Here is a 26,572-nt window from a genome sequence, read left to right on the forward strand (position 1 = left end):
TTTCGCCCAATCGGAACAGGTTCTACCGGGAGATCCGGACCGGGTGTGGCCAGTGTGGTCGGGGGTGCGCCTGGGGCGGGGCGGCGGACGGAGCGGAGCGAGCGCCGGCCGCCCCGACCGCCGCCTGGAGCCGATCGCGCGAGGCTCGGGGTCAAGGACGCCGAAGGCGCCGCGAAGCGGGCGAAGCTCCTTGACGGCGAGACGCGGTCGGCTACGCGGCGCACCCGAGTTCCCCCCGAAATGACCAACGGGGCGGCAACCATCACTGGTCACCGCCCCGCTGTGGTCGGAGTCGCTACGCGTCCCCGCCCTCCTGCTTCACGCCGGCGACGGCGGTCGGGTCGTCGATGCGGAACTTCGCGAACGCCTCCTCGACCTTCTCGCGGCCGATCTCGCCGGCGTCCGCGAGCGCCTGGAGCGCCTGGACGACGACGGACTGGGCGTCGATGTGGAAGAAGCGACGGGCGGCCGGGCGGGTGTCGGCGAAGCCGAACCCGTCGGCACCGAGCACCCGGTAGTCACCGGGCACCCAGCGTGCGATCTGCAGCGGGACGGCCCGCATGTAGTCCGAGACGGCCACGACGGGGCCACGGGCCCCGGCCAGCTTGTCGCTGACGTACGGCGTGCGCGGCGACTCGCCCGGGTGGAGGAGGTTCCACTGCTCGGCCGCGACGGCGTCGCGGGCCAGCTCGTTCCACGAGGTGACCGACCAGGTGTCGGACTGCACGCCGTAGTCCTCGGCGAGGATCCGGGCGGCCTCGCGGACCCACGGGAGGCCCACGCCGGAGGCGAGCAGCTGCACGCGCGGCCCCTCACCGTCGGCGGTGCCCACGCGGTGGATGCCCTTGAGGATGCCCTCGACGTCGACGTCCTCGGGCTCGGCCGGGTGCTGGACGGGCTCGTTGTAGACCGTAATGTAGAAGATCACGTCCTCGGAGTTCTCGCCGTACATCCGCTCGAGGCCCGACTGCATGATGTGCGCGACCTCGTAGGCCTGCGCCGGGTCGTAGTGCACGACTGCCGGGTTGGTCGCCGCGATGAGCGGCGAGTGGCCGTCGGCGTGCTGCAGGCCCTCACCGGTCAGGGTGGTGCGACCCGCGGTGGCGCCGATCAGGAAGCCGCGCGCGAGCTGGTCGGCCATCGCCCAGATCGAGTCGGCGGTCCGCTGGAAGCCGAACATCGAGTAGAAGATGTAGAACGGGATCATGTGCTCGCCGTGGGTGGAGTACGCCGAGCCGGCAGCCGTCGCCGAGGCCATGGCGCCGGCCTCGGAGATGCCCTCGTGCAGCATCTGGCCCTGCGGGGACTCCTTGTAGGAGAGCAACAACTTGCGGTCGACCGACTCGTACTGCTGGCCGGCCGGGTTGTAGACCTTGGCGCTCGGGAACATCGCGTCCATGCCGAACGTGCGGTACTCGTCCGGGGCGATCGGCACGAGGCGCTTGCCGATCTCGGGGTCCTTCATCCAGTCCTTGAGCAGGCGCACCACGGCCATGGTGGTGGCGATGGAGTTCTTGCCCGAGCCCTTCTTCAGCTCGGCGTAGACCGAGTCGGCGGGCAGCTGGAGGTCCTTGGCGCGCAGGACCCGCTTGGGGACCGGTCCGCCCAGGGCCGCCCGACGCTCCTTCATGTACTGGATCTCGGGGGCGTCCTTGCCGGGGTGGAAGAACGGCGCGGCGCCGGTCTCCTCGTAGGAGCGCTCGAGGTCGCGGTCGGAGATCGGCAGGTAGAGGCGGTCCCGGAACTTCTTGAGGTCGTCCTGGGTCAGCTTCTTCATCTGGTGGGTGGCGTTCTTGCCCTCCAGCGCGTCGATCGTCCAGCCCTTGATGGTCTTGGCCAGGATCACGGTCGGCTGGCCGGCGTGCTTGGTCGCGGCGTCGAACGCGGCGTAGACCTTGCGGTAGTCGTGGCCACCGCGGGGCAGCTTCACGATCTGGTCGTCGGTCATGTGCTCGACCATCTTGCGCAGCCGCGGGTCGGTGCCGAAGAAGTGCTCGCGGATGTAGTCCCCCTTCTCCGTGGAGTAGGTCTGGAACGCACCGTCCGGGGTGGTGTTCATCCTGTTGACCAGGACGCCGTCGACGTCGCGGGCCAGCAACGGGTCCCACTCGCGGCCCCAGACCACCTTGATGACGTTCCAGCCGGCACCGCGGAAGTTGGCCTCGAGCTCCTGGATGATCTTGCCGTTGCCGTTGACCGGGCCGTCGAGCTGCTGGAGGTTGCAGTTGATGACCCAGACGAGGTTGTCGAGCTCCTCGCGGGCGGCGACCCGGATGGCGCCCAGCGACTCGGGCTCGGCCATCTCGCCGTCGCCGAGGAACGCCCACACGCGCTGCTCGCTGGTGTCCTTGATGTTGCGGTTCTGCAGGTAGCGGTTGAACCGCGCCTGGTAGATCGAGTTGATGCCCGTGAGCCCCATGGAGACCGTCGGGAACTCCCAGAAGTCCGGCATCAGGCGCGGGTGGGGGTACGACGGCAGGCCGGCGTGGGCGCCGTGCTGGACCTCCTGGCGGAAGCGGTAGAGCTGCTCCTCCTCCAGCCGGCCCTCGAGGAAGGCGCGGGCGTAGATGCCGGGGGAGCCATGGCCCTGGATGTAGATCTGGTCGCCGCCGCCGGGGTGGTCCTTGCCGCGGAAGAAGTGGTTGAAGCCGACCTCGTAGAGGCTGGCCGAGGACTGGTAGGTGGCGATGTGGCCGCCGACCTCGAGCCCCTTGCGGTTGGCCGAGGAGACCATGACCGCGGCGTTCCAGCGGATGAAGGCGCGGATGCGGCGCTCGGCCTCCTCGTCGCCGGGGAACCAGGGCTCGCGCTCGGGCGGGATCGTGTTGATGTAGTCGGTGCTGCGCAGCGCCGGCACGCCGACCTGCATCTCACGCGCGCGCTCGAGGAGGCGCAGCATGACGTAGCGGGCACGGTCGCGGCCGCGCTCGTCGACCATCGAGTCGAACGACGCGATCCAGTCGTTGGTCTCGTCCGGGTCGATGTCCGGCAGCTGGGTGGGCAGACCCTCGTGGATGACGGACGCGATCGAGCCCGATCGGGGGCTGGTCGTCGTCGAGGAGGTCGTGCCTGAAGTGGTGGATGTCTCTTCGGTCACCCGCTCATCGTTGCACGCTCCCGAACCTCAGGGAATTTACCCATCGGTAGTCTCAGCGGCCCCCTCCTGAGGGGCCCTGAGCAGGCGTTTTGGAGCCCCTCCCTGTGGACACGGGTTGCGGAGCCGCCCCAACTCCGCTGGACTACTCCCCACCTTGGCCTCATCGTGGGCCCGGGTCGCCGCCCGGGAGCCGGACGGTGGATGTGACGCGACTGGAGGATTCAGTGAGCTCGACCGCGGGTGGCGGGTCCACCCAGACAGACGGACCCGACGCCGGTCCTGCTGGCCGGCTGGGCTTCAAGCCCGGGATGGTCATCCAGGAGCTCGGCTGGGACAACGACACCGACGACGAGCTCCGGGTCGCGATCGAGGACACCATCGACGCCGACATGGTGGACGGCGACTACGGCAACGTGGTCGATGCCGTGCTGCTGTGGTGGCGCGCCGATGACGGTGACCTCGTCGACGGCCTGGTCGATGCGCTGACCGACCTCGTCGGGGGCGGCGCGATCTGGCTGCTCACCCCCAAGGTCGGCCGTGCGCAGGCCGTGGAAGCCGCCGACATCGCCGAGGCCGCGCCGATCGCCGGCCTCGCCCAGACCACCACCGCCGCGGTGAGCAAGGACTGGCAGGCCACACGCCTCGTCGCGCCCAAGACCCCGGCCTGACCCGACCAGCCCCAAGGACCCCGCGTGCTCCGTTCCCTCCTCGGCTCCGCCCTCGGTCGCGCAGCGGCCGGCGGGACGAGCCTGAAGGTGCTCACCGAGGCCGGGATCATCCGGCCCTACTCCCCGCTGGTGCTGGCCGGACTGGCTCGCACCCTGCGCCGCTGGGGCACCGGGCCGGCGGGCGGGTTCACCTCGCTGGCCGTCCGCGCCCCCGACCAGATCGGCCTCATCGACGAGCTCGGGTCGCTGACGTTCGGTGAGATGCACCAGCGCTCCAACGCGCTGGCGCGCGCGCTGCGGGAGATCGGTGTACGCGAGGGCGACGGCGTCGCGATCATGTGCCGCAACCACCGCGGCTTCGTCGACGCCAGCATCGCGGTCTCCAAGCTGGGCGCCGACATCCTCTACCTCAACACCGCGTTCGCCGGGCCGCAGCTGGCCGACGTGCTCGAGCGCGAGAAGCCGACCGTCGTGGTCCACGACGAGGAGTTCACCAAGCTCCTGTCCGGGGCGACGATCGAGAACCGCGTCGTGGCGTGGGTCGACTCCGACGACCTCGGCGCCGACGTCGCGACGATCGAGGGGCTGATCTCCTCCCACGCCGCCGGCGATCTCGAGCCGCCCGAGCGGCACACCCGGATCGTGATCCTGACGTCCGGCACCACCGGCACTCCCAAGGGCGCGCCGCGCAACGAGGCCGGCATCGACGCGGCGGTCTCGCTCCTGTCCCGGATGCCGCTGCGCTACGGCTGGCGCACCCACATCGCGGCCCCGCTGTTCCACACCTGGGGCTTCGCCCACCTGGCCATGTCGATGCTGCTCGGCTCCACGGTGGTGCTGCGCCGCAAGTTCGACCCCGAGGAGGCGCTGCGCGTCACCGAGGCCGAGGGCTGCCAGTCCCTGGTGGTGATCCCGGTGATGCTGCAGCGGATCATGAACCTCCCGGAGGAGACGCGTGCGTCCTACGACCTCTCGCAGGTCAAGGTCGTGGCGGCGTCGGGCTCGGCGCTGCCGGGCGACCTCGCCGTGAGCTGGATGGACCAGTTCGGCGACAACCTCTACAACATCTACGGCTCGACCGAGGTCGCCTACGCCTCGATCGCCAACCCGGTCGACCTGCGCGAGGCGCCGTCCTCGGCCGGCCGGCCGCCGTGGGCGACGATCGTGAAGATCCTCGACCCCGAGGGCAAGGAGCTCCCGGCGGGGGAGTCCGGCCGGATCTTCGTCGGCAACAGCCTGCTCTTCGAGGGCTACACCGGCGGCGGCCACAAGGAGGTCGTCGACGGACTCATGTCCAGCGGCGACGTCGGCCGCTTCGGCCCCGACGGGCGCCTGTACGTCGAGGGCCGCGACGACGAGATGATCGTCTCCGGCGGGGAGAACGTCTTCCCCAAGGAGGTCGAGGACTGCCTGGCCCGCCACGAGTCGGTGGTGGAGGTCGCTGCGATCGGCGTCGACGACCCCGACTTCGGCAAGCGGCTCAAGGCCTTCGTGGTCACCCGGGGCGAGGTCTCGGAGGAGACGCTCAAGGACTGGGTGAAGGAGAACCTCGCCCGCTACAAGGTGCCCCGTGACTTCGTCTTCCTCGACGAGCTGCCGCGCAACGCGACCGGCAAGGTGCTCAAGCGGGAGCTGGACAAGAGCTGACCTGCCCCCCGACCAGCCGGATGCGGGGCTGTCCGCGCCGGGTGCGAGGATGGAGCCACCATGAGTGGACTCTCCCTGGGCGGACCGGCCCCCGACTTCACCCTGCGCGACCAGTTCGGGCAGGACGTCACCCTGTCGTCCTACCGCGGCACCAAGGCCGTGGCGATCATCTTCTACCCGTGGGCGTTCTCCGGGGTGTGCACCGGGGAGATGGCCGGCATCCGCGACCGGCTGGCGGAGTTCATGACCTTCGACACCGAGGTGCTCGCGATCTCGACCGACCCGGTCTACTCCCTGCGCGCCTTCGCCGACCAGGACGGGCTGAACTTCCCGCTGCTCTCCGACTTCTGGCCGCACGGCGAGGTGGCCCGGGCCTACGACGTCTTCGACGAGACCAAGGGTGTGGCCCGGCGGTCGTCGTACGTCATCGACCGGCAGGGGATGGTCCGCTGGGCGGTCCACAACGCGCTGCCCGAGGGACGCGACCTCGACGAGCACCTGAAGCAGCTCGTCGCCGCGACCTGACCGTCCGGAAACCGGCACCCCCGGGGGGTGGTCTGGACCATTGCCGGAGTTTTCGGACAACTTTCCGACAAACCCGTGACGGCCCTTGAACGACCCCCCTAATCTTGAACTTGTTGAACCGCTGGTGACCCGAGACGCCAGCGGTTCGACCTATTTCCGGACCTTTTTCCCACCGGCACCCGGATTCCCGCGCGGCCCCGGCGCTCGCGTAGTCTGACGCCGCTCCGACGAGCCACGGGCGTATAGCTCAGCGGTAGAGCCCCTCGCTTACAACGAGGTGGTCGGGGGTTCGATCCCCTCTGCGCCCACTCACCCGCCTCCCACCTCGCCTCCCATCCGGATCCGCCTCGGCTCCGAAGCCCTTGTGGCGCGCCTCACATCGAGGCGCCCGGACCCTTGTGGAGGGCACAGCAATGAGTGAGACCAGCAGAAGGAACTTCCTGGCCGCTGCGGGAGCGGGGACGGTCGCCGTGGGCGCCGTCGCCGTCACGTCCGAAGCAGCCGACGCCAGCGCCCGGATGCGTCCGGACGCGGCCAAGGCGGCCGTGGTCGCCTACGTCAAGAACCACCGGTCGGACGAGCTCCGGCTGATGGTCGGGGAGCGTGAGGTGGTCGTGCACGACCGCGACCTCGTGACCCGCATCCTCAACGCAGCGGGAGGCGAGTGATGTCGTCCCACCGCGAAGCACCCGAGATCGCCAAGGACCCGGTCGCCGACGGCACCGACGTCTACGCCTTCGTCAGCCCGTCGTCGCCGACCCAGGCGGTCCTGATCGCCAACTTCATCCCCTTGCAGAAGCCGGACGGCGGCCCGAACTTCTACGAGTTCGGTGACGACGTCCTCTACGAGATCCACGTCTCGAACAAGGGCAAGGCGGAGGCCGACATCACCTACCAGTTCCGCTTCCACACGCGGGTGAGGAACGCCAAGACGTTCCTCTACAACACCGGCCAGATCATGCACATCGACGACACGACCTGGAACCGGCCGCAGTACTACTCCGTGACCCGGATCAAGAACGGCACGGCCAAGGTGCTCGGCAAGAACCTGCCGTGCCCGCCGGTCAACGTCGGCAAGCGCAGCACCCCGGACTACGCCACGCTGTCCAACGAGGCCAAGCACGCCCTGCCGGGCGGCCGCATGGTCTTCGCCGGCCAGCGGGCCGACGCCTTCCACGTCGACCTCGGCAGCGTGTTCGACCTCGGGGCGCTGCGCCCCTTCAACGAGGCGCACCTCATCTCGATGCCGAACATGAACGGCGTCAACTCCGTGCAGTCCTACAACGTGCACACCATCGCGTTGCAGGTGCCGATCAAGGAGCTCACCCGCAACGGGGTGGCCCCGAGCGACCCGATGGACCCCAAGGCCGTCGTCGGCGTCTGGGCCACCGCCAGCCGCCGGGCCTCGCGGATCTTCGACTACGACTCGGGCTCCTACGTCGGCCACGGTCCGTGGAAGCAGGTCTCCCGCCTGGGCAACCCGCTGTTCAACGAGGTCATCGTGCCGATGGCCGAGAAGGACCAGTGGAACGTCCGCCAGCCGAAGGGCGACTCGCGCTACACGAAGTACGTCAACAAGCCGGAGCTCCAGGGACTTCTCCCGGTCCTCTACCCGGGCGTCTTCCCCAACCTCGCGGCCTACGACAAGCCGCGAGCGGACCTCAACGCCGTCCTGATGACCGGCATCCCGGGAGGCGTCATCCCGGGGTTCCAGAACTACACGGGTCCGGTGCAGGCCGACATGCTGCGCCTCAACCTGGCCATCCCGCCGGCCTCGAGCCCGAACAAGCTCGGGCTCGTCGGCGGCGACCCGGCCGGCTTCCCGAACGGTCGCCGCATCGACGATGACGTGGTGACCATCGAGCTGCGGGCGATCGCGGGGCTGACGATCCCGGTCGTCGACCCGTCGTACACCCCCGACGGCGCCGCCAGCGCCGTCGAGGACGGCACGAGCAACAGCAACGCCGGTGCGACCAACGAGTTCCCCTACCTCGGGCTGCCGGGTGGTGGCTACCAGACCGAGCCCGGCACGACGCAGGCCTCGTGATGGGCACCCAGGAGAACCCCTTCGCCGGGCAGGGCTCCGTCCTGCTCGACATCGGGGGCGACGTGGGCGCGCTCGTCGTGACCATGCCGGCCTCGATGGAGGGGGAGGAGATCGAGATCGTGTCCGAGGGCGAGCTGGGGCACCAGCACACCCACAGCCACGACCACGCGCACGGCCATGACCACGGGCACACGCACGACCACACCCACGGGCACCGCCCGCACGTGGCCGTCGTGAACCGTCCGGTCCAGGGCGACGAGGTGCCGTCGCTGGTGTTCCCCGAGCTGGTCGAGGGCCGCTACGTCCTCGTCCCGAAGGGCACCGACGACGTGCAGCTGACCGTCGAGGTCACCGGGGGAGCGGTGGCCACGGCCACCTGGCCCGCCGCCTGATCCACGTCCGACAGGCCGCCCGTCTCAGCACCGCATGGGGGTGCTGAGCCGGGCGGTCCGGCGTCCGGGGCCCGCCAGGGCAGCAGCGCGGCGCTGGAGACGAGCAGGACCGCGGCCACGAGGATCGCGGTGCGGGCGCTGGTGGCCTCGGCGAGCACGCCGCCGGCCAGCATGAACATGGGCTGCGCCGTGCGCTGGCTGATCGACCACGAGGCGATCACGCGGACGACGTGGTCGTCGGGCGCCGCCGTCAGGCGGTAGGCCGTGAACGAGGGGTTGAAGGCGCCGGCACTGAGCAGCAGCAGGGTGTTGGCGGTGATGATCAGGACCAGGCCGGTCGCGCCCGGCGTCGCCAGCGCGATCAGCGACATCCACATCGTCCGGGCGACGCCGGAGGTCATCAGCACCCGGCGGGCGCCGTACCGCTGGGTGAGGCGGGGGGTCAGGAGCGCGCCGACGATGCCGCCGAGCCCGGGGACGCCGAGGGCCAGGCCGTACTGCCAGGGGGCGAAGCCGAGGTCGCGGAGCATCAGCACCGGCACGAGCGGGGCCGCCATCATCAGCGAGCCGCCGCAGAGCAGGGAGTTCCAGAAGAGGGCGCGCATGCCCCGGTGGGCGTGGATCTCGCGCCAGCCCGCGGCGAGGTCCGAGCGCCGGTTGGTGCCCGGCCTGCGGACCGGGGGCGCGGGCTCGGGCGTCCGCAGACGACGTACGCCGATCGCCGAGAGCAGGAACGAGACTGCGTCGACCGCCATCGAGGCGGTCGCCCCGACCAGCGACACCAGAGCGCCGCCGATCGGCGGGCCGACCGTGGTCGCGGTCCAGAAGGTCGTCTCGAAGCGGCTGACCACCTGCAGCCGCTCGTCGGCCGGGACCAGGGCCTTGAGGTGGGCGCCGCTGGCTGCGCCGAACGCGATCACGCCGAGCGCCTGGACCACGGCGACGGCGCAGAGGTGGGCGTAGGTGAGGGCGCCGAACGCGGCGGCGACGGGCACGCTGCCGAATGCGGCGAACCGGGCCAGGTCGGCGGCGACCATCGCGGACCGCTTGGGGCGGAACTCGATGAGCGATCCCAGGGGCAGGGCCAGGACGGCGGCGACGATGCCGCTGAGGGCGGCGACCACGGAGACCTCGAGCGGGCCGAGGTGCAGCACCAGCAGCGCCACCAGGGGCAGTGCCCCGGCGCCGACGGCGGTGCCGGCCTCGCTCACGGCGTACGCCGCCCAGAGCCGACCGACGTCGCGTCGGACCGGCGTGTCTCCCGAGATCACCCTCGAACCGTAGCCCTTCGCGGTGGCTAAGGTGGCAGGCGTCACAGCGAGTCGCCCCGAGGAGCCCCTGATGATCGTGCCCTTCAGCGTGTCCGACTTCATCGACCGAGCCGTGCAGGTCTACGGCGCCCGGACCGGCTGCGTGGACGAGCCGAACCAGCCGGCCGCGCCGCTGGGCGGTGGCGAGCTGACCTACGCGGAGATCGGTGCGCTGGCCCGGCGGCAGGCGGCGCGGCTCGACGAGCTGGGCATCGGGTTCGGCGACCGGGTGGCGGTGGTCAGCCACAACAGCGCGCGGCTGCTCACGTCGTTCTTCGGCGTGGCGGGGTTCGGCCGGGTCCTGGTGCCGGTCAACTTCCGGCTGCGCCCCGACGAGGTGCAGTACATCGTCCAGCACTCCGGCGCCCGGGTCCTGGTCGTCGACCCGGAGCTGGACGAGGAGCTGAAGGACGTCACCGCGGAGCACCGCTTCGTGATCGGGCAGGACGACGACCTCTACGCGGCGGAGGGGGCCGAGCCGAAGCCCTGGGAGCCCGACGAGAACGCCACCGCCTGCATCAACTACACCTCCGGCACGACCGCGCGGCCCAAGGGCGTGCAGATCACCCACCGCAACATCTGGGTCAACGCGGTGACGTTCGCGATGCACGCCGCCGTGACCGACCGCGACGTCTACCTGCACACGCTGCCGATGTTCCACGCCAACGGCTGGGGGATGCCGTTCGCGATGACCGGGCTGGGCGTCAAGCAGGTCGTGATCCGCAAGATCGACGGCGCCGAGATCCTGCGGCGGGTCCGCGACCACGGCGTCACCGTCATGTGTGCTGCCCCGGCCGTGGCCGCCGCCGTGCTCGACGCCGCCCAGGACTGGGAGGGCGAGATCCCCGGCCGCGACAAGGTCCGGATCATCATGGCCGGTGCCCCGCCGCCGACCAAGACCGTCGCGCGGGTCGAGCAGGAGCTCGGCTGGGAGTTCATCCAGATCTACGGCCTCACCGAGACCTCGCCGCTGCTGACCTTCAACCGCTCCCGGGCGGAGTGGGACGACCTCGAGCCGCTCGAGCGCGCCTCGCTGCTCACGCGGGCCGGGGCACCGGCGCTCGGCGTACGCCTGAAGATCTCGGAGGACGAGGAGAACGCCGGGGAGGTGCTGGCCCGGTCCAACGTCGTGCTCGAGGGCTACTGGGAGCAGCCGGAGGAGTCCGAGCGGGCGCTGGCCGGCGGGTGGTTCCACACCGGCGACGGGGGAGTGCTGGGCGACGACGGCTACCTGACGATCAGCGACCGCAAGAAGGACGTGATCATCACCGGCGGCGAGAACGTCTCCTCGATCGAGGTCGAGGACGTGCTGTTCAGCCACCCCGCCGTCGCCGAGGTCGCCGTGATCGGGGTGCCGAGCGAGAAGTGGGGCGAGACGATCAAGGCCCTCGTCGTGCTGGCCGAGGGGCAGGAGGCGTCCGAGGCCGACCTCATCGCGTGGTGCAAGGACAAGGCCGCGGGCTACAAGGCGCCCACGTCGGTGGAGTTCCGCGACGAGCTCGCCCGCACCGCCACCGGCAAGCTGCAGAAGTTCAAGCTGCGGGCGCCCTACTGGGAGGGCTACGGCCGGCAGGTCAACTGATCTCGGCAGGCTCGATCACCGACAAAAGATCTCGATCAACGACAATGGGCGCCATGCCTGCGCTGCGCGACGTCGTCGACCTGCTGCACGGGTGGTACCCACCCGCCACCGCCGACGGCTGGGACGCCGTCGGGCTGGTGTACGGCGACCCGGCGGCACCGGTGCGCAAGGTGCTCTTCGCCGTCGACCCGACCCTCGAGGTCGCGCAGGAGGCGGCCGCCTGGGGCGCCGACCTGCTGGTGGTGCACCACCCGCTCTTCCTCAAGCCCGTGCACGGCTTCGCGGCCACCACGCCCAAGGGCCGCACGCTCGCGACCCTGGCCGCGGCCGGGTGTGCGCTGCTGACCGCGCACACCAACGCCGACCGGGCCGAGGGCGGGGTGTCCGAGGCGCTGGCCGCCGCGCTCGGGCTGACCGACGTGACACCCGTGCAGCCCTCGGCCGACACCGCGCTGGACAAGCTGACCGTGCACGTCCCGGCGGAGAGCGCCGAGGCCGTCCGGGCCGCCCTGGCCGGGGCCGGGGCCGGGGCGATCGGCGACTACGACTCCTGCTCCTTCAGCACGCCCGGCGAGGGCCGCTTCCGGCCGCTCCCCGGCGCGACGCCCGCGATCGGCGAGGTGGGCCGGCCCGAGGTCGTGGGCGAGGTGCAGGTCTCGGCCGTGCTGGCCCGCGGCCGGCGGAGCGCCGTCGTGGCGGCCATGCTCGCCGCCCACCCCTACGAGGAGCCGGCCTACGACGTGGTCGAGCTCGCCGACCCCGGCACCAGCGACACCGGCGCCGGCCGGATCGGCTCGGTCGAGGCGACGACGCTCGCCGAGTTCGCGGCCACGGTGGCCGACGCGCTGCCGGCCAGCGAGCAGGGCGTGCGGGTCGCGGGCGATCCCGCACGCGTCGTACGACGGGTAGCGCTGTGCGGCGGCGCGGGCGACTTCCTGCTCGACGCCGTGCTCCGGACCGACGCCGACGTCTACGTCACCAGCGACATGCGGCACCACCCCACCGCGGAGTTCGTGGAGAAGGGCGGGCCGGCCGTCATCGACGTCGCGCACTGGGCGGCGGAGTGGACCTGGCTGCCCGTGGTCGAGAGACGGCTGGCGGCGGCGCTCGCCGGGGACGCGGACGATACGGTGGACACCCGTGTGAGCACGATCCGCACCGACCCCTGGCAGTTCCGAGTCTCGAGGAGCACACCCTGAAAGCCGACCCCACCGCCCAGCAGAAGCTCCTGGAAGTCCAGGAGCTCGACGCCAAGGCGGACCAGCTGCGCCACCAGCGGGCCAACCTGCCCGAGCTCGCCGAGATCGTCGCCCTCCAGACGACGCGCAAGTCCAGCGACGACCAGGCCCGCGACGCGCAGATCGCCGTCGACGACCTGGCCGTCGAGCAGCAGAAGGTCGACTCCGACGTCGAGACGGTCAAGGCCCGCCGCGAGCGGGACCGCAGCCGGATGGACCAGGGCCTGGTCACCAACCCCAAGGACCTCGAGCGGATGACCCACGAGCTCGAGTCGCTCGAGCGCCGGATCACCTCGCTCGAGGACGACGAGCTCGAGGTGATGGCCCGCCTCGAGGAGGCGCAGCGCACCCTCGACGAGTTCTCCGGCAAGGTCCGCGAGGCCGACGAGAAGCTCGCCGAGCTCATGCTGGCGCGCGACCAGAAGACCGCGGAGATCGACCTCCAGCTCGCCAAGGTCGAGGCCGACCGCGGCCTGGCCGCCGAGGGCCTGCCGGACGACCTGGTGGCGCTCTACGACCGACTGCGCACCCAGAAGGGCGGCGTGGGCGCCGCCGAGCTGCGCCAGCGCCGCTGCAGCGGCTGCCAGCTCTCCATCGACAACGCCGAGCTGGCGGTCATCAAGGCGTCGCCGAGCGACCTCGTGATCCGGTGCGAGGAGTGCTCACGGATCCTGGTCCGCACGGCCGAGTCGGGTCTGTGAATCTCGACAAGCTCGATCACCGAACCGGCAAGCTCGATCACCGCAGGGTGGTCATCGAGGCCGACGGCGGCTCGCGCGGCAACCCCGGCCCCTCGGCGTACGGCGCCGTGCTGAAGGACGCCGACACGGGCGAGGTGATCGCGGAGGACGGCACCCGGATCGGCTTCGCGACCAACAACGTCGCGGAGTACTCCGGCCTCGTGGCCGGTCTGCGGATGGCCGCGGAGTTCGCGCCCGGGGCCGAGGTCGAGGTCCGGATGGACTCCAAGCTGGTCGTCGAGCAGATGTCGGGGCGCTGGAAGATCAAGCACCCCGACATGAAGCCGCTGGCCGCCGAGGCGGGCCGGCTCGCGCCGGCGGGCACGACGTACACCTGGGTGCCGCGGGAGCAGAACGCGCACGCCGACCGGCTGGCCAACGAGGCCCTGGACGGGTTGCGGCACGGTGTGACGGCGGCCGGCGAGGACCCCGACGCCGAGAGCCTGATCGAGGAGATCGAGAAGCCGGCGCGCGGGTGGACCGCCCCGGCGGGGGAGCCGACCACGGTGGTGCTGGTGCGCCACGGCGTCACGCCGCACACCGTCGAGAAGCGCTTCTCCGGCGGTCTCGCGAGCGCCAACCCCGGGCTCAGCGAGGAGGGCCGCGACCAGGTCCGTGCGGCCGCCGAGTGGCTGTCGCCGCTGGCCGAGAAGGTCGACGTCGTCATCGCCTCGCCGGTGCGCCGCACCCGCGAGTCGGCCGACATCGTCGCCGCCGTCCTGGGCAAGCAGGTCGAGGAGGAGCCGGGCTTCGCGGAGATGGAGTTCGGGCACTGGGACGGGCTGACGTTCGGCGAGGTGGCCGAGCGGCACCCCGAGGAGCTCGACCGCTGGCTGGGATCGCTCGACGAGGCTCCGGCCGGGGGCGAGTCGTTCCGCGTCGTCGAGGAGCGGGTCCTCGGCGGCCTGCAGCGGCTCCTGGACGCCCACGCCGGCAAGACCGTCGTCGTGGTCAGCCACGTGACGCCGATCAAGACGCTCGTCGCGCACGCCGTCGACGCGCCGCTCGAGGCGGTCTTCCGGATGGAGCTGTCACCGGCCTCGGTGTCGGTGCTGTCGTTCTTCCGCGGTGGCCCGGGCGGCACCGAGCCGCGCGCGTCGATGCGGATGTTCAACGCGCTGCCTCCCGGGCACGACGCGTTCGCCCAGCAGCGCTGGTGATCCTCAGACGTCGGTGACGATGACGTCGAGCTGGGTGCCCTTCTTGGTGGGCTCGCCCAGCTCGACCTTCCAGCCGAGGTCGGTCAGCAGGTCGGCGAGCTTGCCGGGGGTGCGCGGGTTGCCGCCGTCCTCGAGCAGGTCGCGGACGATCCGGCCCTTCGTCGACTTGTTGAAGTGGCTGACGACCTGGCGCTTGCCGTCGACCTCGTGCAGCACCCGCACGGTCGCCACCCGGTCGGCCAGGCTGGCGGGCGGTCGCCAGAACGCGGCGTACATCGTCGACCGGAGGTCGACCAGCAGCCCGTCGCCCATGCCGAGGTGGATGGCGTCGCCGAGGTACTCGCGCCACACCGCGGCCACCGAGCCGAGGCCGGGGAGGTTGGCGTCGCCGGAGAGGCGGTACGCCGGGATGCGGTCGCTCGGCCGGACCAGCCCGAAGAGGCTGGAGGTGACCGCGAGGCGGGTGGCCGCGCGGCGCTTGGCCGACGTGGAGAGCGTCGCGGGGTCGAGGGCGTCGTACAGGACGCCAGTGTAGACCTTGTCGGCCCGGGCGGACGGCGAGGTGTGCAGGCGCCCGTTGAGGTGCACCAGGTCGCGCTGGCCGTCGCTGATGCCCAGCGTGCGTGCCGCGAGGTCCACGAGGACGCGCGAGTGCATCGGCAGGGTGGGGTCGATGTCGACCGAGCAGAGGTCCACGAGCGCGTCGATGACCATGCCGCGCGGCCGCGTCAGGACCGGGAAGCTCAGGTCGGCGAGCTCGAGGGGCTTGCCCAGCCGCGGGGCGCTCTTGCCCTCGCTCGGGGGAAGCAGGATCAGCACGCGCATAGGTTAGGCGGTCCGGGGTGCGGACGCCGTGCCGAGGTCTCCGGTGGGCGGCCGAAGTGTCCTAGGGTGCTGGACATGCCCAGCAACCGAGTGGTGCACGTCCGTCCGGCCGGCGACTCCGAGAGCGACCGCGTGGCCGCCGAGGGGCTCCGGCAGGGAATCGCGGCGATCCAGGCCGACCTCAAGGTCTCGCCGGAGTTCCCGCCCGAGGTGGAGGAGGCCGCGGCTGCGGCCGCGGCCGCGCCACGGCTGCCGGACCTCGACCGCACCGACATCCCGTTCGTGACCATCGACCCGCCGAGCTCGATGGACCTCGACCAGGCGCTGCACATCGAGCGGGACCGCGACGGCTACCGCGTCCACTACGCGATCGCCGACGTCGCCGCGTTCGTGGCGCCCGGGGACCCGGTCGACCTCGAGGCGCACCGGCGCGGAGAGACGCTCTACGGGGCGGACTCCAAGGTGCCGCTGCACCCGAAGGTGCTCTCCGAGGGCGCCGCCTCGCTGCTGCCCGAGCAGGTCCGGCCGGCACTGCTCTGGACGATCCGCTGCGACGACACCGGTGAGGGCACCGACGTGAAGGTCGAGCGCGCGCTCGTCCGGTCCACGGCCAAGCTGGACTACGCGTCCGTGCAGCGCTCGATCGACGACGGGTCGGCGTCGGAGTCGCTCCAGCTGCTGGCCGAGCTGGGCGCCAAGCGCCTCGAGCGCGAGGCGGCCCGGGGCGGCGTCTCGCTGCCGCTGCCCGAGCAGGAGGTCACCGTGGCCGGTGACTCCTGGTCGCTGGAGTTCCGCACCCTGCTGCCGGTGGAGAACTGGAACGCCCAGATCTCGCTGCTGACCGGCTTCGGTGCCGCCTCGCTCATGGTCTACGCCCGGGTCGGCCTGCTGCGCACGCTCCCGCCGCCGGACCCGCACGACGTCCAGCGCCTGCACCGCACCGCCCGCGCGCTCGGCATCGAGTGGCCGGCCGAGCAGCTCTACCCCGACTTCATCCGCTCGCTGGACCCGCGCAAGCCCCAGCACGCCGCGATGGTCAACGCGTGCACGCGGCTGCTGCGGGGGAGCGGGTACGTCGGCTTCGACGGCGAGGTGCCGGCCGAGCCCCAGCACGCCGCGCTGGCGTCGGAGTACGCCCACGTGACCGCGCCGCTGCGCCGCTTGGGCGACCGCTTCGCCGGCGAGATCTGCGTGGCGCTCTGCGCCGGCACCGAGGTCCCGATGTGGGTGCTCTCGGAGCTGCACGACCTGCCGAAGGTGCTCTCGGAGTCGGGCCACCGTGCCCACCAGTACGAAGGGGCCGTCCTGGACCTCGTCGAGGCCGGGGTGCTCCAGGGGCGCGTGGGCGAGACCTTCGACGCGGTGGTCGTCGACGTGGACGAGAAGACGCCGACGCGAGGCGTCCTCACCCTCCAGGAGCCGGCCGTCGAGGGCCCGGTCTCCTCGGCCACGGCCCTCCCGCTCGGCACGGACGTCCAGGCCCGGCTGGTGGCCGCGGACGTCGCGACGCGGAAGGTCGCCTTCGAGCTGGCCTGAGGCACCGGCCCCGAAATGCGCTCGTGCCCGATGTTCGAGGCTGACGGCCGCTGCGGGTATGACCCCCGTCAGCTTCGAACACCGGGCACGAGTGGAGCGCCCTGCGCAAGCGCAACAGTAGGGCGCGTCGTCGACGAATCGTGCCGAAATCGGGGGTACTAGGACCAAAGGGCACAGCCCTTGCCCACACGTCAGTCGACGTACCGCCACTGCCCCTCGGAGACCACCTCGACCGTGCCGTCGACGACCGACACGGCGCTGTCGTCGCAGAGGGCGTACGCCGGGTTGTCGATCGTGGCCGCCCAGCGCTCGAACTCGGCGGCGTCGTTGCCGGGCATCATCGGGTGCTCGAAGTGGGGGAAGATCGAGAAGTCCACGAGGCCGAGCGTCTCGTCGCTCTCGCCGCCGTCCCAGGCCCGGAAGTCCTCCCCGATCCGCGGGGCCGCCACCATGCTGCCGGCGCTCATGCCGACCCAGACGGTGTCGGTCAGCTCGGGCAGCAGGTCCACGAACCCGGACTCCCGCATCCAGTGCGCCAGGTAGACCGCCTCGCCGCCCGAGAACAGCAGCACGTCGGTCTCGCGCACCAGTGGCTCCCAGGCCCCGCGGGGGATGCTCGGCAGCGCGGTCAGCTCCAGCAGCCCGACGGACTTCCACCCCAGCTCGACCTGCGGCTGCGCGGACCTCCCGGCCACGAAGTTCCAGACGTTCAGGCCGGGCCCGGCGTTCCTGTGCCCGTACATCGCCGTCGGGATCGCCAGCGCCGTGCACTCCTCGATCGGCTTGTCGAGCAGGCCAACCAGGGCCTGGCGGATGCTGGGGTTGGAGACGCCCCCGGACGTCAGCAGCAGCTTCATGACTGTGGAGGTTACCCACGCCGCGCGACTGGACTGCCCTGTCAGGCAGGAGGCGGCGCGGATGGAGAAGGCGCAGCGCTCGAGGGCGAGGGAAGCAATACTCTCCGGGTGGAGCACAGTGACGGGCAGCCCCCAGTGGTGGTGCCTGTTGGAGACTCTCCAGACAGCCGACTCTTCATTGAGCTGTCGAGTTACGGAGCGGACCTCGCCGAGGCCGAAAGAGCCCTGGACTTGGCTGTCCGGGGCCTCGAGAAGGGGTCGGCACTCGCGGAGGCCACAGCGCATCTGGTCGGATTTGCCGTCGTCGCCTACTGCCGCACGGTCATGCCGTCGAACGTTCGTGGGCGCCTGACGGACCACGTCGACGTTCCCAGTGAATTCGCTGCAGTGCACGCTCACGTCAAGACGTACAGGAACGCCACAGTCGCCCACTCACAATCAGGGCTCGCGGTCACGTACGCGCTCGGGGTGCTCGATTCGGGCAGCCTGAAAGTCCGAGATGTCACCGCCCTCACGTGTCTGGTGCCCCTTCCAGACCGTGTGATCCACGAGTTTCGGGCGCTGATCGACGCGATGGAGGATCGCCTCGGCCAGGCCCTCGAGCCCGTCCGGCGTCGGTTGATGGAGACGTTGGCCGAGCTGGACGAAAGCCAGATGAGCCAGTTGAGGAAGGCTGCCGCCCCGGACATTCAGGAGAAGTGGGCGCACGAGTTCAACCCGCGGTCGACCAGGCGGCCGTACCCGACCGGCCACACCGTCTACTGGGACCTGCCACGCGGAGACGGAATTCGCGACTAGCCAGGCACTCCCCGGGCAATTCGGGCCAGGTAGGCTTGCGGCGGTGAGCGACGTGTTGGACGAGGGGCCGTTCTTCCACGGCACGAAGGCCGATCTGCGGGTGGGCGATCTCCTCACGGCGGGCTTCCGGTCGAACTATCGGCCCGAGATCGTGATGAACCACATCTACTTCACCGCGCTGCGCGACGGCGCCGGGCTGGCTGCCGAGCTGGCCGCGGGCGAGGGCGAGCCGCGCGTGTACGCCGTCGAGCCGACCGGTGCGTTCGAGAACGACCCGAACGTGACCGACAAGAAGTTCCCCGGCAACCCCACCCGGTCCTACCGCAGCACGGAGCCGCTCCGGGTCGTCGGCGAGGTGCACGACTGGACGCGGTTGACCCCCGAGGCGCTGCAGGCCTGGCGCGACCGGCTGGCGGTCCTCGAGGCCGAGCGCGCCGAGATCATCAACTGACGCGACGCCGCGGCGTCACTGCGTCTTGGCCAGCCAGACGAAGAACCCGACGAAGCCGGCCAGCACGAGGCCGAGGATCACGGCGGAGACCGCCAGGTCGGCCCACAACGGCAGCCGCACTGGTCGGAACACGCCGTCTTCCTCGTGCAGCGGCTTCCGGAGCCGCTCCAGCCACCACGGCGTACGCACGGGTGTCCCCGTGGTGTCCGGACGGACTGCCTGCTGCGTGCCCGTCGACGTCCCTACGCGTGTTTCCATGACGTGCTACCCCCGAGATCTCGTTGTCAGCGGTCAACCTAGACGAACGCAGCGCCGTCTTCTGGCTTTCAGACCGGCCCGGCGGGGTCGTCACGCTTGGGGCAGACCACTCGCCAAGAGTCGGTGAAGGTCGGGGATCTCGGCCGCGTGCGCACCGGCGGCTTTCAGGCGCGGGTAGAGCCTCTTGGGCCATAGGACGTCCACGCCGCGGATGGTGAATGCGCCGCCGATCAGCGGCCAGTCGGCCTCGATGAAGCAGAGCACACCGGTGATCGGGACGTCGCCACCGACGAGGTCGCGCACGACGTCGACCTGGCGCAGCGCAGCGTCGACGAGCTTGGTGCGGTCGCGGGAACCGACCATCAGCTTCTCGGTGCGGGGCCGCAGGATCCCTCCCTCCACGCGGAGGGAAGGACGCTCTCGGTAGCGCTTCGCATCGATAACGTAGATCCCGGTGGGAGTGACGGCGAGGTGGTCGATGTTGGCGCGGCTGCCGGGGATGCGGCGGTCGTGGAGGACGCGCACGGTCTCGCAGGACAGTTCGTTGAGCCGCTGGCCGAGACGCTCCTCGCCCAGCGCGCCCGTATTCCAGGCTCGGGTCGACTGCGGATCGTCGGTGGCGGCAAGCAGGAAGCCGCCGATCCGCGGATGCCTGGAGCGCACGCGCGCCTCGCGACTCACGTGGCGTCGCTCGAACTCCCTCCGGGCCGAGGCGCCCGGGATGCCGGAGTCGACGGGCTCGTCGGTGGCGGTGGAGCAATCGACGCACCGCACGGTCTTCGTCGACGGCTCGTAGATCGCCTCAGCACGAGCGGGCAGGTCGACACCGCACAGCCGACAACTGCCGGCGTACCGGAGCTTCATCTGCCTGTCATCGGCGCTGGATGTCACGGTTGGACCTCCGCCGTTCTGGGCCTGGACCGAACGCCATGCGAATGGGCTGCGTTGGTGAGCCGGCGGGTCAGTCGGTTACTTCCGGGGTGGCGGCGATGGACTTGCTGACTGAGAGCTGCCAGATCGCGCCCACAACCCATGCGAGCCCGGCGAAGAGGGTCAGGTACAAGCCGATGGCTGCCGCCCCATTCATGTCGAACAAGCCAATGAGCGCGACGATCGCGGCCATGACGACGAGGGCGATCTGAGAAATCTTCCCACCGCTCTTGTCCGCCTTGAGTGCTCCCGAGGTGAGCATCAGGACAACGAGGCCCACGACGCTCAGAACCAGCGTGATGATCCCGTCACCCTCGGTCCCGCGCGCACTCAGGCCGAAGATCGAAACCCAAGGCAGGAAGGCGGCGATGGCGACGACGACCATTGAACCGAGAGAGATGCGCTGTGGGATGGTCAACCGCGTCAGATCCATGCGCGGACCCTATGCCGGTTCCATGCTGCTTGCGGGCGAATAGTGGATCCGCGCGCGGGCCATGGCAGGTCACCAACCTCGATGAGAGCTGGCAGAAGTTGCCGCGGTCCGTCACTGCGAGGTCGTCCCATGCGGTCAGGGCTCGGAGATGAGCCTGCTGAGCAAGGAGCCGCCAGGCGTGGCGGCAATGTGGTGAGGGGCTTGTCGATGCACATGACTGAGTGGTCGCTTCAGAAGTTGTTGGAGAAGCAATGGGCTTCCACCGGCCTGATCCTCAGCTCCGAACGTCTGCTTCTCGTGGCTCGCGAGGTCATGACTGACTGGGGCGTCAATGATGCAGCAACGAGGTGGAACTTACCGTCGGTCGACTTCCTCCTGCTCGATGAGCGCGGACACCTCGTAGCCCTGGAGCTCAAGTTGCGCATACGCAGTCGTCGCGAGTGCGTGCTGGCGCTCTGCCAAGTCACCCACATGGCCAACCGGCTCGCGGAAACCCTCAACGGAGACCGGTTGAATGATGCTTACCGACGGCATCTCACAAGCGTTGGGGTTCACTCCGGCGCGTCGCTCGAAGAAGCTCACGCGGCCTTCTTCGGGCGTAGATCCTCCATCGCCGTCAGGGCTGACGGGTTCCGCAGGGTCGTGGCAGCCACTCATATCTCCGACCGTTGGGAGGATGAGGTCGCCGCCTTCACGGGACCGGATCTCGACACAGTCAAGGCGCGACTGGCCAGTGCCTTCGCGGTGGACTCGAGAAGCAACCGCCCGATGCGTCGGTTCAGGGACGAGGTCATCGCCCCGTTGCAGGTCGCGCCTCGTGTGGAGACCCTCGTCATCGGATGCCCCACCGCGTCCAGCTCATCCACTCGTGGTCGCGAGTTCGCTCCGACTCTCCGATACGGGACCCTGCTGACGCGCAGGGGTCTCAGCGTTGGTGACGCCGCGACCCACCGCTGAGTCCACCGGGCAAAAGGTGTTGGGTGCTTCAAGGGGAAGCGCCCCGGTGCGGACGGGCTGGCCTGTAGGCCGGGTTCTGTCCCCGGGACCCTCACGGGTCACCGGGGGGCGACCATCCATCTACGACGACCGTTGCCGGCCGCCTCCAGCGATCTACCCGCACACTCGGGCGGGCCGCCCTCGGTCGTGCGCGCGTCCGGTGCGAGCACCGGACTTCTTGATCTTGCTCCAGGTGGGGTTTGCCTAGCCGCCCCGGTCACCCGGGGCGCTGGTGGTCTCTTACGCCACCGTTTCACCCTTACCTCCCGGCCTCGCCGAAACGAGAGCCGGGCGGCGGTCTGTTCTCTGTGGCACTTTCCCGCGAGTCACCTCGGGTGGGTGTTACCCACCACCTTGCCCTGTGGAGCCCGGACCTTCCTCGCCCCCGACCCGAGGGTCGGGGCCGCGGTCGCCCGGCCAGCCCATCCGCAGGGAGCAGCGTACCGGTGGATCAGCCGAGCCGGGTCACCTCGACCTCCACCGACATGGTGGAGGTGCTGGAGCCGGAGTAGATGCCGCTGAGCGGCTTGACGTCGTGGTAGTCGCGGCCGGTGGCGAGGACGACGTACCGGTCGCAGGGCTCGTGGTCGTTGGTGGGGTCGAAGGGGTGCCAGCCGTTGTCCCACCACTCCACCCAGGCGTGGGACTCGCCGTGGACGGTCTCGCCGATGGTCGGCTGGGGGTGCGGGTGGAAGTAGCCCGAGACGTAGCGGGCCGGGATCCGCATCTGGCGGAGCCCGCCGATGACGAGGTGGACCATGTCCTGGCAGACGCCGGCGCGCTGCTCCCACGCCTCCGCGGCACGGGTGTGCACGTCGGTGGCGCCGGGGATGTACTCGACCTCGTCGTTGACCAGCGCACACAGCCGGCGCGCGGCGAGGCCGGGCAGCTCGGACGCGGCCCGGATGGCGTCGACCCGCTCGGCCAGGTCGGCCGGGGGAGCGACGGTCTCGGGGAGGGTGAGGTACTCCGTCCAGCGGTCCGACACCTCCGGCCCGGTGAGGCCCTCCCAGCTGATCGACGGCTTGGGCGTCGGGGGCCGGTTGGTCTGCACGGTGCAGGTCGCGGTCACGGTCATCGCCTCGTGCGGGTCGAGCACCTCGAAGGCCGTGACGGTGGTGCCGAAGTAGTCGCGGTACTCGTAGGTCCACGGCTTCGGCGTCACCTCCAGGCGCGTGTGCACGGCGATCTGCTCCGGCGTGGTCTGCGGCGTCATCCGGGCCTGGTTGTAGGACGCGACCGCCTTGCCGTCGTACTCGTAGCGGGTTAGGTGCACCACCCTCAGCTGCATGGCTTGCCGCCTTCCCGTTCGCTGCGCTCACTCATGCGAGCACCCCCTGCCAGCTCAGCGCCTCGGCGCCGGCGAAGTAGCGGCGCGTGACGGCCTCGGTCGCCAGCGCGCAGGTGCGCTGCAGGCGTTCCATCTCGTTGGGCAGGTCGGCCATCACGTCGGACAGCGAGCGGTACTCCAGCTCGGCGCGCATCCGGCCGAGCAGCCGCTGCGCCTCGTTCTGGAAGCCGGCCCGCTGGCCTGCGGACTCCAGGTTGTCCAGGCACTGCTCGGCCCGGCTCAGCGCGAAGACCACCGAGCGCGGGAAGAGCCGGTCGAGGAGCAGGAACTCCGCCGCGCCACGCTCGGTCTCCAGCCCGCGGTAGGTCCGCAGGAAGGCCTCGTAGGCGCCGCACGCCCGCAGCGTGCTGGTCCACGGCGCGCCGGTGTTGGCCGACATCGCGGCGGTGGCGACCAGCCGCGAGGTCATGTCGGTGCGCTCCACGCAGCGGCCGAGCACCAGGAAGTGCCAGCCCTCGTCCCGGGTCATCGTGGCGTCGGCGGTGCCGTTGATCAGCGCGGCCCGCTCACGGACCCACTGGAAGATCGCCGGCGCCCGCATCGTGTGGAAGTGCCCCGACGGGATGGCGCGGTACGTCGTGTTGATGGCCTCCCACATCGGCACCGACAGCGTCTCGCGGGCCCGGCGGGCGCTCTCGCGGGCGGCCCCGAGCGCCGCGGCCATCGAGACCGGCGACGACGGGTCGTAGGCCAGCATGTCGAGCACCAGCCCGAGGTCGGGCGTCTGCTCCGGCTCGCCCTCGACGCCCATGATCGACAGCAGCGCCCGGCAGGTGCCCTCCTCCTCGATCGTGGCGTCCTCGAGGACCAGCTGCGTCTGGACGTCGAGGATGCGCGCGGTGTCCTCCGCGCGCTCGACGTAGCGGCCGATCCAGAACATCGACTCCGCGATCCGGCTCAGCACGACGCCCCCTGCTGCTGCTGTTGCTGCTGCTCGAGCTGGCCGGTGCGGTCGCTCAGCGCCGGTCCGGCGGGTGCCGGGACCAGCTCGGGCTGGACGGGTGGCGGCGGTGGCTCGGCCTCGGCGGCCGGGCGGTCGCCGTTGACGGTGAGCATCTCCTGGGTCGGCCCCGCCAGCACCCAGGTGTCCTTGGAGCCGCCGCCGCGGGAGGAGTTGACGATCAGCTCGCCCTCGGCGAGCGCGACCCGGGTCAGGCCGCCGGGCAGCACCCACACGCGGTTGCCGTCGTTGACCGCGAACGGCCGCAGGTCGACGTGCCGCGGCCCGAGCCGGCCGTCGACGAACGTCGGCACGGTGGACAGCTGCACCACCGGCTGGGCGATCCAGGACCGCGGGTCGTCGAGCACCTTGACCCGCAGCTCGTCGAGCTCCGGCTTCGTGGCGCGCGGGCCGATCACGATGCCCTTGCCGCCGGAGCCGTCGACCGGCTTGAGGACCAGCTCGTCGAGCCGGTCGAGGACCTCCTCGCGGGCCTCGTCGTCGCCGAGCCGCCAGGTGTCGACGTTCTTGAGGACCGGCTCCTCGTTGAGGTAGTAGCGGATCAGGTCGGGCAGGTAGGTGTAGACGAGCTTGTCGTCGGCGACGCCGTTGCCGACGGCGTTGGCCAGCGTCACGTTGCCGGCCCGGGCGGCGTCGAGCATGCCGGGGCAGCCGAGCACCGAGTCGGCCCGGAAGTGCACCGGGTCGAGGAACTCGTCGTCGATGCGGCGGTAGATCACGTGCACGGGCTCGAGGCCGCCGGTGGTCCGCATCATCACGCGGCCGCGGCGGCACTCGAGGTCGCGGCCCTCGACGAGCTCGACGCCCATCGTGCGCGCGAGCAGGGCGTGCTCGAAGTAGGCGCCGTTGTAGACGCCCGGCGTCAGCACGACGACGGTCGGGTCAGTGACGCCGGCCGGGGCCGCGGCGCGCAGCGCGGCCAGCAACCGTTGCGGGTAGCCCGCGACCGGCCGGATCCGGTGCTCGGCGATCGTCTCGGGCAGCGCCGCGGAGATCGCGCGCCGGTTGGTCATCACGTAGGACACCCCGGACGGCACCCGCACGTTGTCCTCGAGCACCCGGAACTCGCCCTGGTTGTCGCGGATCAGGTCGATGCCCGAGACGTGCACCCGCACCCCGTTGGGCGGCCGGACGTTGGCGGCCTCGCGGTGGTAGTGCGACGACGTCGCGATCACCTCGCGGGGGATGACGCCGTCGCTGAAGACCTGCCCGGCGTCGTACACGTCGGCGAGGAACGCCTCGAGCGTCCGGACCCGCTGCTGCACGCCCCGCTCGATGGTCGACCACGTGTCCATCTCGATCACGCGCGGCAGGATGTCGAGCGGGAAGGCCCGCTCCTCGCCGCCGATGTCGAAGGTGACGCCCTGGTCGAGGTAGCTGGCCTGCAGCGCCTCGACCCGCCCGACCAGGTCGGGGGTGGTCATCGACTGCAGGGAGTGGCGCAGCCGGAGGTACGGCGACCTGAGCGCGTCGCCGTCGAACATCTCGTCGTACGCCGGGCCCGGGGCCCCGTAACCCTCGAACATCGCGTTCATGGCCCGACCCTACAAAGAACGCGTTGCAGGCGTGTGTCGCGCGAGGGCTGGGAGCCCTCGTGGGACCTCGGGTGGCCTCAGGGGTTGGTGAGGACCTCCGCGCCGTCGGCGGTGACGACCAGCGTGTGCTCGAACTGCGCCGAGCGGCGCTGGTCGCGGGTCACGACCGTCCAGTCGTCGTCCCACATGACCCACTCGTGGGTGCCGAGGTTGAGCATCGGCTCGATCGTGAAGGTCATGCCGACCTCGATCAGCGTGTCGTAGGCCGCCTCGTCGTAGTGGGGCACGATCAGGCCGCTGTGGAAGTGGGTGCCGATGCCGTGGCCGGTGAAGTCGCGGACCACGCCGTAGCCGAAGCGGGCGGCGTAGGACTCGATGACGCGGCCGATCACGTTGATCCGGCGGCCGGGCTTCACGGCCTTGATGCCGCGCTCCAGGGCCTCGCGGGTCCGCTCGACCAGCAGCCGCGACTCCTCGTCGACGTCGCCGGCGAGGAACGTGGCGTTGGTGTCGCCGTGCACGCCGTCGAGGTAGGCGGTGATGTCGATGTTGACGATGTCGCCGTCCTCGACCCGCCGACTGTCGGGGATGCCGTGGCAGATGACCTCGTTGACGCTCGAGCACAGCGACTTGGGGAAGCCGCGGTAGCCCAGCGTCGAGGGGTAGGCGCCGTGGTCGCAGAGGAACTCGTGGCCGACCCGGTCCAGCTCGTCGGTCGTCACGCCCGGCACGACGGCCGCACCCACGAGCTCACGGGCCTGGGCGGCGAGCTTGCCGGCGACCCGCATCTTCTCGATGGTCTCGGCGTCCTTGACCTCGGTGCCGGTGAACGGCGCGGGCTTCGGCCGGTCGACGTACTCGGGTCGGGGGATGTGCGCCGGCACGGGGCGGCGCGGGGAGATCGTTGCGGGGGCCACGGGAGTCACGTCGGACGAGTGTAGTTTCCACCGGTATGAGCAAGCCCAGCCGGCGCAACCGCAACGCCACCTCGCCCTGGCCGTTCGTCGGCATGGCCGGGATGGCCTGCGCGTTCTTCCTGTACGCCGCCAGCGGGCTGGTCGCGCCGTGGTGGGCCGTCGTGCTCCTGCTCGCGGCCTGGCTCGTGCTGCTGCTCGTCTGCGCCGTCTGGTGGACGGCCCACCCGAGGTGGGTGCCGTGGGTGCCGGTGGTCGCGGTGGTGCTGTGGTTCGGGGTGCTGACCGCCGGCGGCGCCTGGCTCGGGTGGACCGCCTGAC

The 26,572-nt window shown here is 70.8% G+C and carries 26 protein-coding genes, 1 tRNA gene and 1 other RNA gene; 16 read left to right on the top strand and 12 right to left on the bottom strand.

The features are described from left to right. Positions 1-295 precede the first annotated feature (295 nt). On the bottom strand, positions 296-3,028 hold the full coding sequence (gene aceE / locus EJF31_RS02490) for a pyruvate dehydrogenase (acetyl-transferring), homodimeric type (RefSeq protein ID WP_260430615.1): 2,733 nt from the start codon (positions 3,026-3,028) through the stop codon (positions 296-298). A gap of 293 nt (positions 3,029-3,321) precedes the next feature. Between aceE and EJF31_RS02495 the strand changes: the two genes are divergently transcribed. The 7 genes from EJF31_RS02495 to EJF31_RS02525 all read left to right on the top strand — a co-directional run bounded on the left by EJF31_RS02495 (position 3,322) and on the right by EJF31_RS02525 (position 8,376). Next, positions 3,322-3,765 (top strand): DUF3052 domain-containing protein, encoded by a 444-nt coding sequence (locus EJF31_RS02495; RefSeq protein WP_125035509.1) that lies wholly within the window; start codon positions 3,322-3,324, stop codon positions 3,763-3,765. A 24-nt stretch (positions 3,766-3,789) separates the two neighbouring features. Next, entirely contained in the window at positions 3,790-5,412 is a 1,623-nt protein-coding gene (locus tag EJF31_RS02500; RefSeq protein WP_125035510.1) for an AMP-binding protein, read from the top strand. 60 nt (positions 5,413-5,472) lie between these two features. After that, positions 5,473-5,937, top strand: coding sequence for a peroxiredoxin (locus EJF31_RS02505; protein ID WP_125035511.1), 465 nt, complete (start codon positions 5,473-5,475; stop codon positions 5,935-5,937). Positions 5,938-6,173: 236 nt separating this feature from the next. Next, positions 6,174-6,245, top strand: a tRNA-Val gene (locus tag EJF31_RS02510). A gap of 105 nt (positions 6,246-6,350) precedes the next feature. Beyond that, positions 6,351-6,605, top strand: coding sequence for a twin-arginine translocation signal domain-containing protein (locus EJF31_RS02515; RefSeq protein ID WP_125035512.1), 255 nt, complete (start codon positions 6,351-6,353; stop codon positions 6,603-6,605). Further along, positions 6,605-7,984 (top strand): DUF4331 domain-containing protein, encoded by a 1,380-nt coding sequence (locus EJF31_RS02520; protein ID WP_125035513.1) that lies wholly within the window; start codon positions 6,605-6,607, stop codon positions 7,982-7,984. The genes EJF31_RS02515 and EJF31_RS02520 overlap by 1 nt, the downstream gene beginning before the upstream one ends. Further along, positions 7,984-8,376, top strand: coding sequence for a hypothetical protein (locus tag EJF31_RS02525; protein ID WP_125035514.1), 393 nt, complete (start codon positions 7,984-7,986; stop codon positions 8,374-8,376). Before EJF31_RS02520 ends, EJF31_RS02525 begins: the two co-directional genes overlap by 1 nt. Here the strand turns inward: EJF31_RS02525 and EJF31_RS02530 are convergent. After that, positions 8,283-9,647 (bottom strand): MFS transporter, encoded by a 1,365-nt coding sequence (locus EJF31_RS02530; RefSeq protein ID WP_260430583.1) that lies wholly within the window; start codon positions 9,645-9,647, stop codon positions 8,283-8,285. The genes EJF31_RS02525 and EJF31_RS02530 overlap by 94 nt on opposite strands. Before the next feature lie 70 nt (positions 9,648-9,717). On the opposite strand from EJF31_RS02530, the gene EJF31_RS02535 reads away from it, so the two are divergent. The 4 genes from EJF31_RS02535 to EJF31_RS02550 all read left to right on the top strand — a co-directional run bounded on the left by EJF31_RS02535 (position 9,718) and on the right by EJF31_RS02550 (position 14,406). Further along, positions 9,718-11,268, top strand: coding sequence for an AMP-binding protein (locus tag EJF31_RS02535; protein ID WP_125035516.1), 1,551 nt, complete (start codon positions 9,718-9,720; stop codon positions 11,266-11,268). Positions 11,269-11,321: 53 nt separating this feature from the next. Then, on the top strand, positions 11,322-12,467 hold the full coding sequence (locus EJF31_RS02540; RefSeq protein ID WP_125035517.1) for a Nif3-like dinuclear metal center hexameric protein: 1,146 nt from the start codon (positions 11,322-11,324) through the stop codon (positions 12,465-12,467). 86 nt (positions 12,468-12,553) lie between these two features. After that, positions 12,554-13,207, top strand: a complete 654-nt coding sequence (locus tag EJF31_RS02545; RefSeq protein WP_260430616.1) for a zinc ribbon domain-containing protein — start codon at positions 12,554-12,556, stop codon at positions 13,205-13,207. Beyond that, positions 13,204-14,406, top strand: a complete 1,203-nt coding sequence (locus EJF31_RS02550) for a bifunctional RNase H/acid phosphatase (protein WP_125035518.1) — start codon at positions 13,204-13,206, stop codon at positions 14,404-14,406. The genes EJF31_RS02545 and EJF31_RS02550 overlap by 4 nt, the downstream gene beginning before the upstream one ends. A 3-nt stretch (positions 14,407-14,409) precedes the next feature. Here EJF31_RS02550 and EJF31_RS02555 read toward each other — a convergent pair whose 3' ends face one another. Next, a complete protein-coding gene (locus EJF31_RS02555) occupies positions 14,410-15,231 on the bottom strand; it encodes a YaaA family protein (protein ID WP_260430584.1) in 822 nt (273 codons plus the stop codon). 75 nt (positions 15,232-15,306) lie between these two features. On the opposite strand from EJF31_RS02555, the gene EJF31_RS02560 reads away from it, so the two are divergent. After that, positions 15,307-16,767, top strand: coding sequence for an RNB domain-containing ribonuclease (locus tag EJF31_RS02560; protein WP_125035520.1), 1,461 nt, complete (start codon positions 15,307-15,309; stop codon positions 16,765-16,767). A 191-nt stretch (positions 16,768-16,958) separates the two neighbouring features. On the opposite strand, the gene EJF31_RS02565 is transcribed toward EJF31_RS02560, so the two are convergent. Next, the gene (locus tag EJF31_RS02565) at positions 16,959-17,624 is read right to left on the bottom strand and encodes a Type 1 glutamine amidotransferase-like domain-containing protein (RefSeq protein WP_125035521.1); all 666 of its coding nucleotides are present in this window, start codon (positions 17,622-17,624) and stop codon (positions 16,959-16,961) included. Between the two features lie 108 nt (positions 17,625-17,732). Between EJF31_RS02565 and EJF31_RS02570 the strand changes: the two genes are divergently transcribed. Beyond that, positions 17,733-18,422 carry a hypothetical protein gene (locus EJF31_RS02570; protein WP_125035522.1) on the top strand — a complete coding sequence of 230 codons (690 nt, stop codon included), beginning with the start codon at positions 17,733-17,735 and terminating at the stop codon, positions 18,420-18,422. 43 nt (positions 18,423-18,465) lie between these two features. Next, positions 18,466-18,873 (top strand): NAD(+)--rifampin ADP-ribosyltransferase, encoded by a 408-nt coding sequence (arr, locus tag EJF31_RS02575; protein ID WP_125035523.1) that lies wholly within the window; start codon positions 18,466-18,468, stop codon positions 18,871-18,873. A 15-nt stretch (positions 18,874-18,888) separates the two neighbouring features. Here the strand turns inward: arr and EJF31_RS02580 are convergent, their stop codons facing one another. The 3 genes from EJF31_RS02580 to EJF31_RS02590 all read right to left on the bottom strand — a co-directional run bounded on the left by EJF31_RS02580 (position 18,889) and on the right by EJF31_RS02590 (position 20,494). Continuing rightward, positions 18,889-19,131: a hypothetical protein gene (locus EJF31_RS02580; protein ID WP_125035524.1), complete on the bottom strand. Its 243-nt coding sequence runs from the start codon at positions 19,129-19,131 to the stop codon at positions 18,889-18,891. A 90-nt stretch (positions 19,132-19,221) separates the two neighbouring features. After that, positions 19,222-20,022: a nuclease-related domain-containing protein gene (locus EJF31_RS02585; protein ID WP_260430585.1), complete on the bottom strand. Its 801-nt coding sequence runs from the start codon at positions 20,020-20,022 to the stop codon at positions 19,222-19,224. A 70-nt stretch (positions 20,023-20,092) separates the two neighbouring features. Then, complete coding sequence (locus EJF31_RS02590; RefSeq protein WP_125035525.1) at positions 20,093-20,494, bottom strand: hypothetical protein; 402 nt, start codon at positions 20,492-20,494, stop codon at positions 20,093-20,095. A 207-nt stretch (positions 20,495-20,701) separates the two neighbouring features. Here EJF31_RS02590 and EJF31_RS02595 point away from each other — a divergent pair, with 207 nt between their 5' ends. Beyond that, positions 20,702-21,451: a hypothetical protein gene (locus EJF31_RS02595; RefSeq protein ID WP_125035526.1), complete on the top strand. Its 750-nt coding sequence runs from the start codon at positions 20,702-20,704 to the stop codon at positions 21,449-21,451. Positions 21,452-21,500: 49 nt separating this feature from the next. Here EJF31_RS02595 and rnpB read toward each other — a convergent pair. The 5 genes from rnpB to map all read right to left on the bottom strand — a co-directional run bounded on the left by rnpB (position 21,501) and on the right by map (position 26,263). After that, an RNA gene (gene rnpB, locus EJF31_RS02600) (RNase P RNA component class A) lies at positions 21,501-21,915 on the bottom strand. Positions 21,916-21,941: 26 nt separating this feature from the next. Continuing rightward, positions 21,942-22,781: a transglutaminase family protein gene (locus EJF31_RS02605; protein WP_125035527.1), complete on the bottom strand. Its 840-nt coding sequence runs from the start codon at positions 22,779-22,781 to the stop codon at positions 21,942-21,944. Positions 22,782-22,812: 31 nt separating this feature from the next. Next, positions 22,813-23,745, bottom strand: coding sequence for an alpha-E domain-containing protein (locus EJF31_RS02610; protein WP_125035528.1), 933 nt, complete (start codon positions 23,743-23,745; stop codon positions 22,813-22,815). Further along, complete coding sequence (locus EJF31_RS02615) at positions 23,739-25,337, bottom strand: circularly permuted type 2 ATP-grasp protein (RefSeq protein WP_125035529.1); 1,599 nt, start codon at positions 25,335-25,337, stop codon at positions 23,739-23,741. The genes EJF31_RS02610 and EJF31_RS02615 overlap by 7 nt, the downstream gene beginning before the upstream one ends. Before the next feature lie 77 nt (positions 25,338-25,414). Beyond that, complete coding sequence (gene map, locus EJF31_RS02620; RefSeq protein WP_125035530.1) at positions 25,415-26,263, bottom strand: type I methionyl aminopeptidase; 849 nt, start codon at positions 26,261-26,263, stop codon at positions 25,415-25,417. 26 nt (positions 26,264-26,289) lie between these two features. Between map and EJF31_RS02625 the strand changes: the two genes are divergently transcribed. Beyond that, positions 26,290-26,571 (top strand): hypothetical protein, encoded by a 282-nt coding sequence (locus tag EJF31_RS02625; RefSeq protein WP_221767426.1) that lies wholly within the window; start codon positions 26,290-26,292, stop codon positions 26,569-26,571. Position 26,572 lies beyond the last annotated feature (1 nt).

Source organism: Nocardioides sp. LS1, assembly GCF_003865225.1.
Classification (GTDB): domain Bacteria; phylum Actinomycetota; class Actinomycetes; order Propionibacteriales; family Nocardioidaceae; genus Nocardioides; species Nocardioides ginsengisegetis.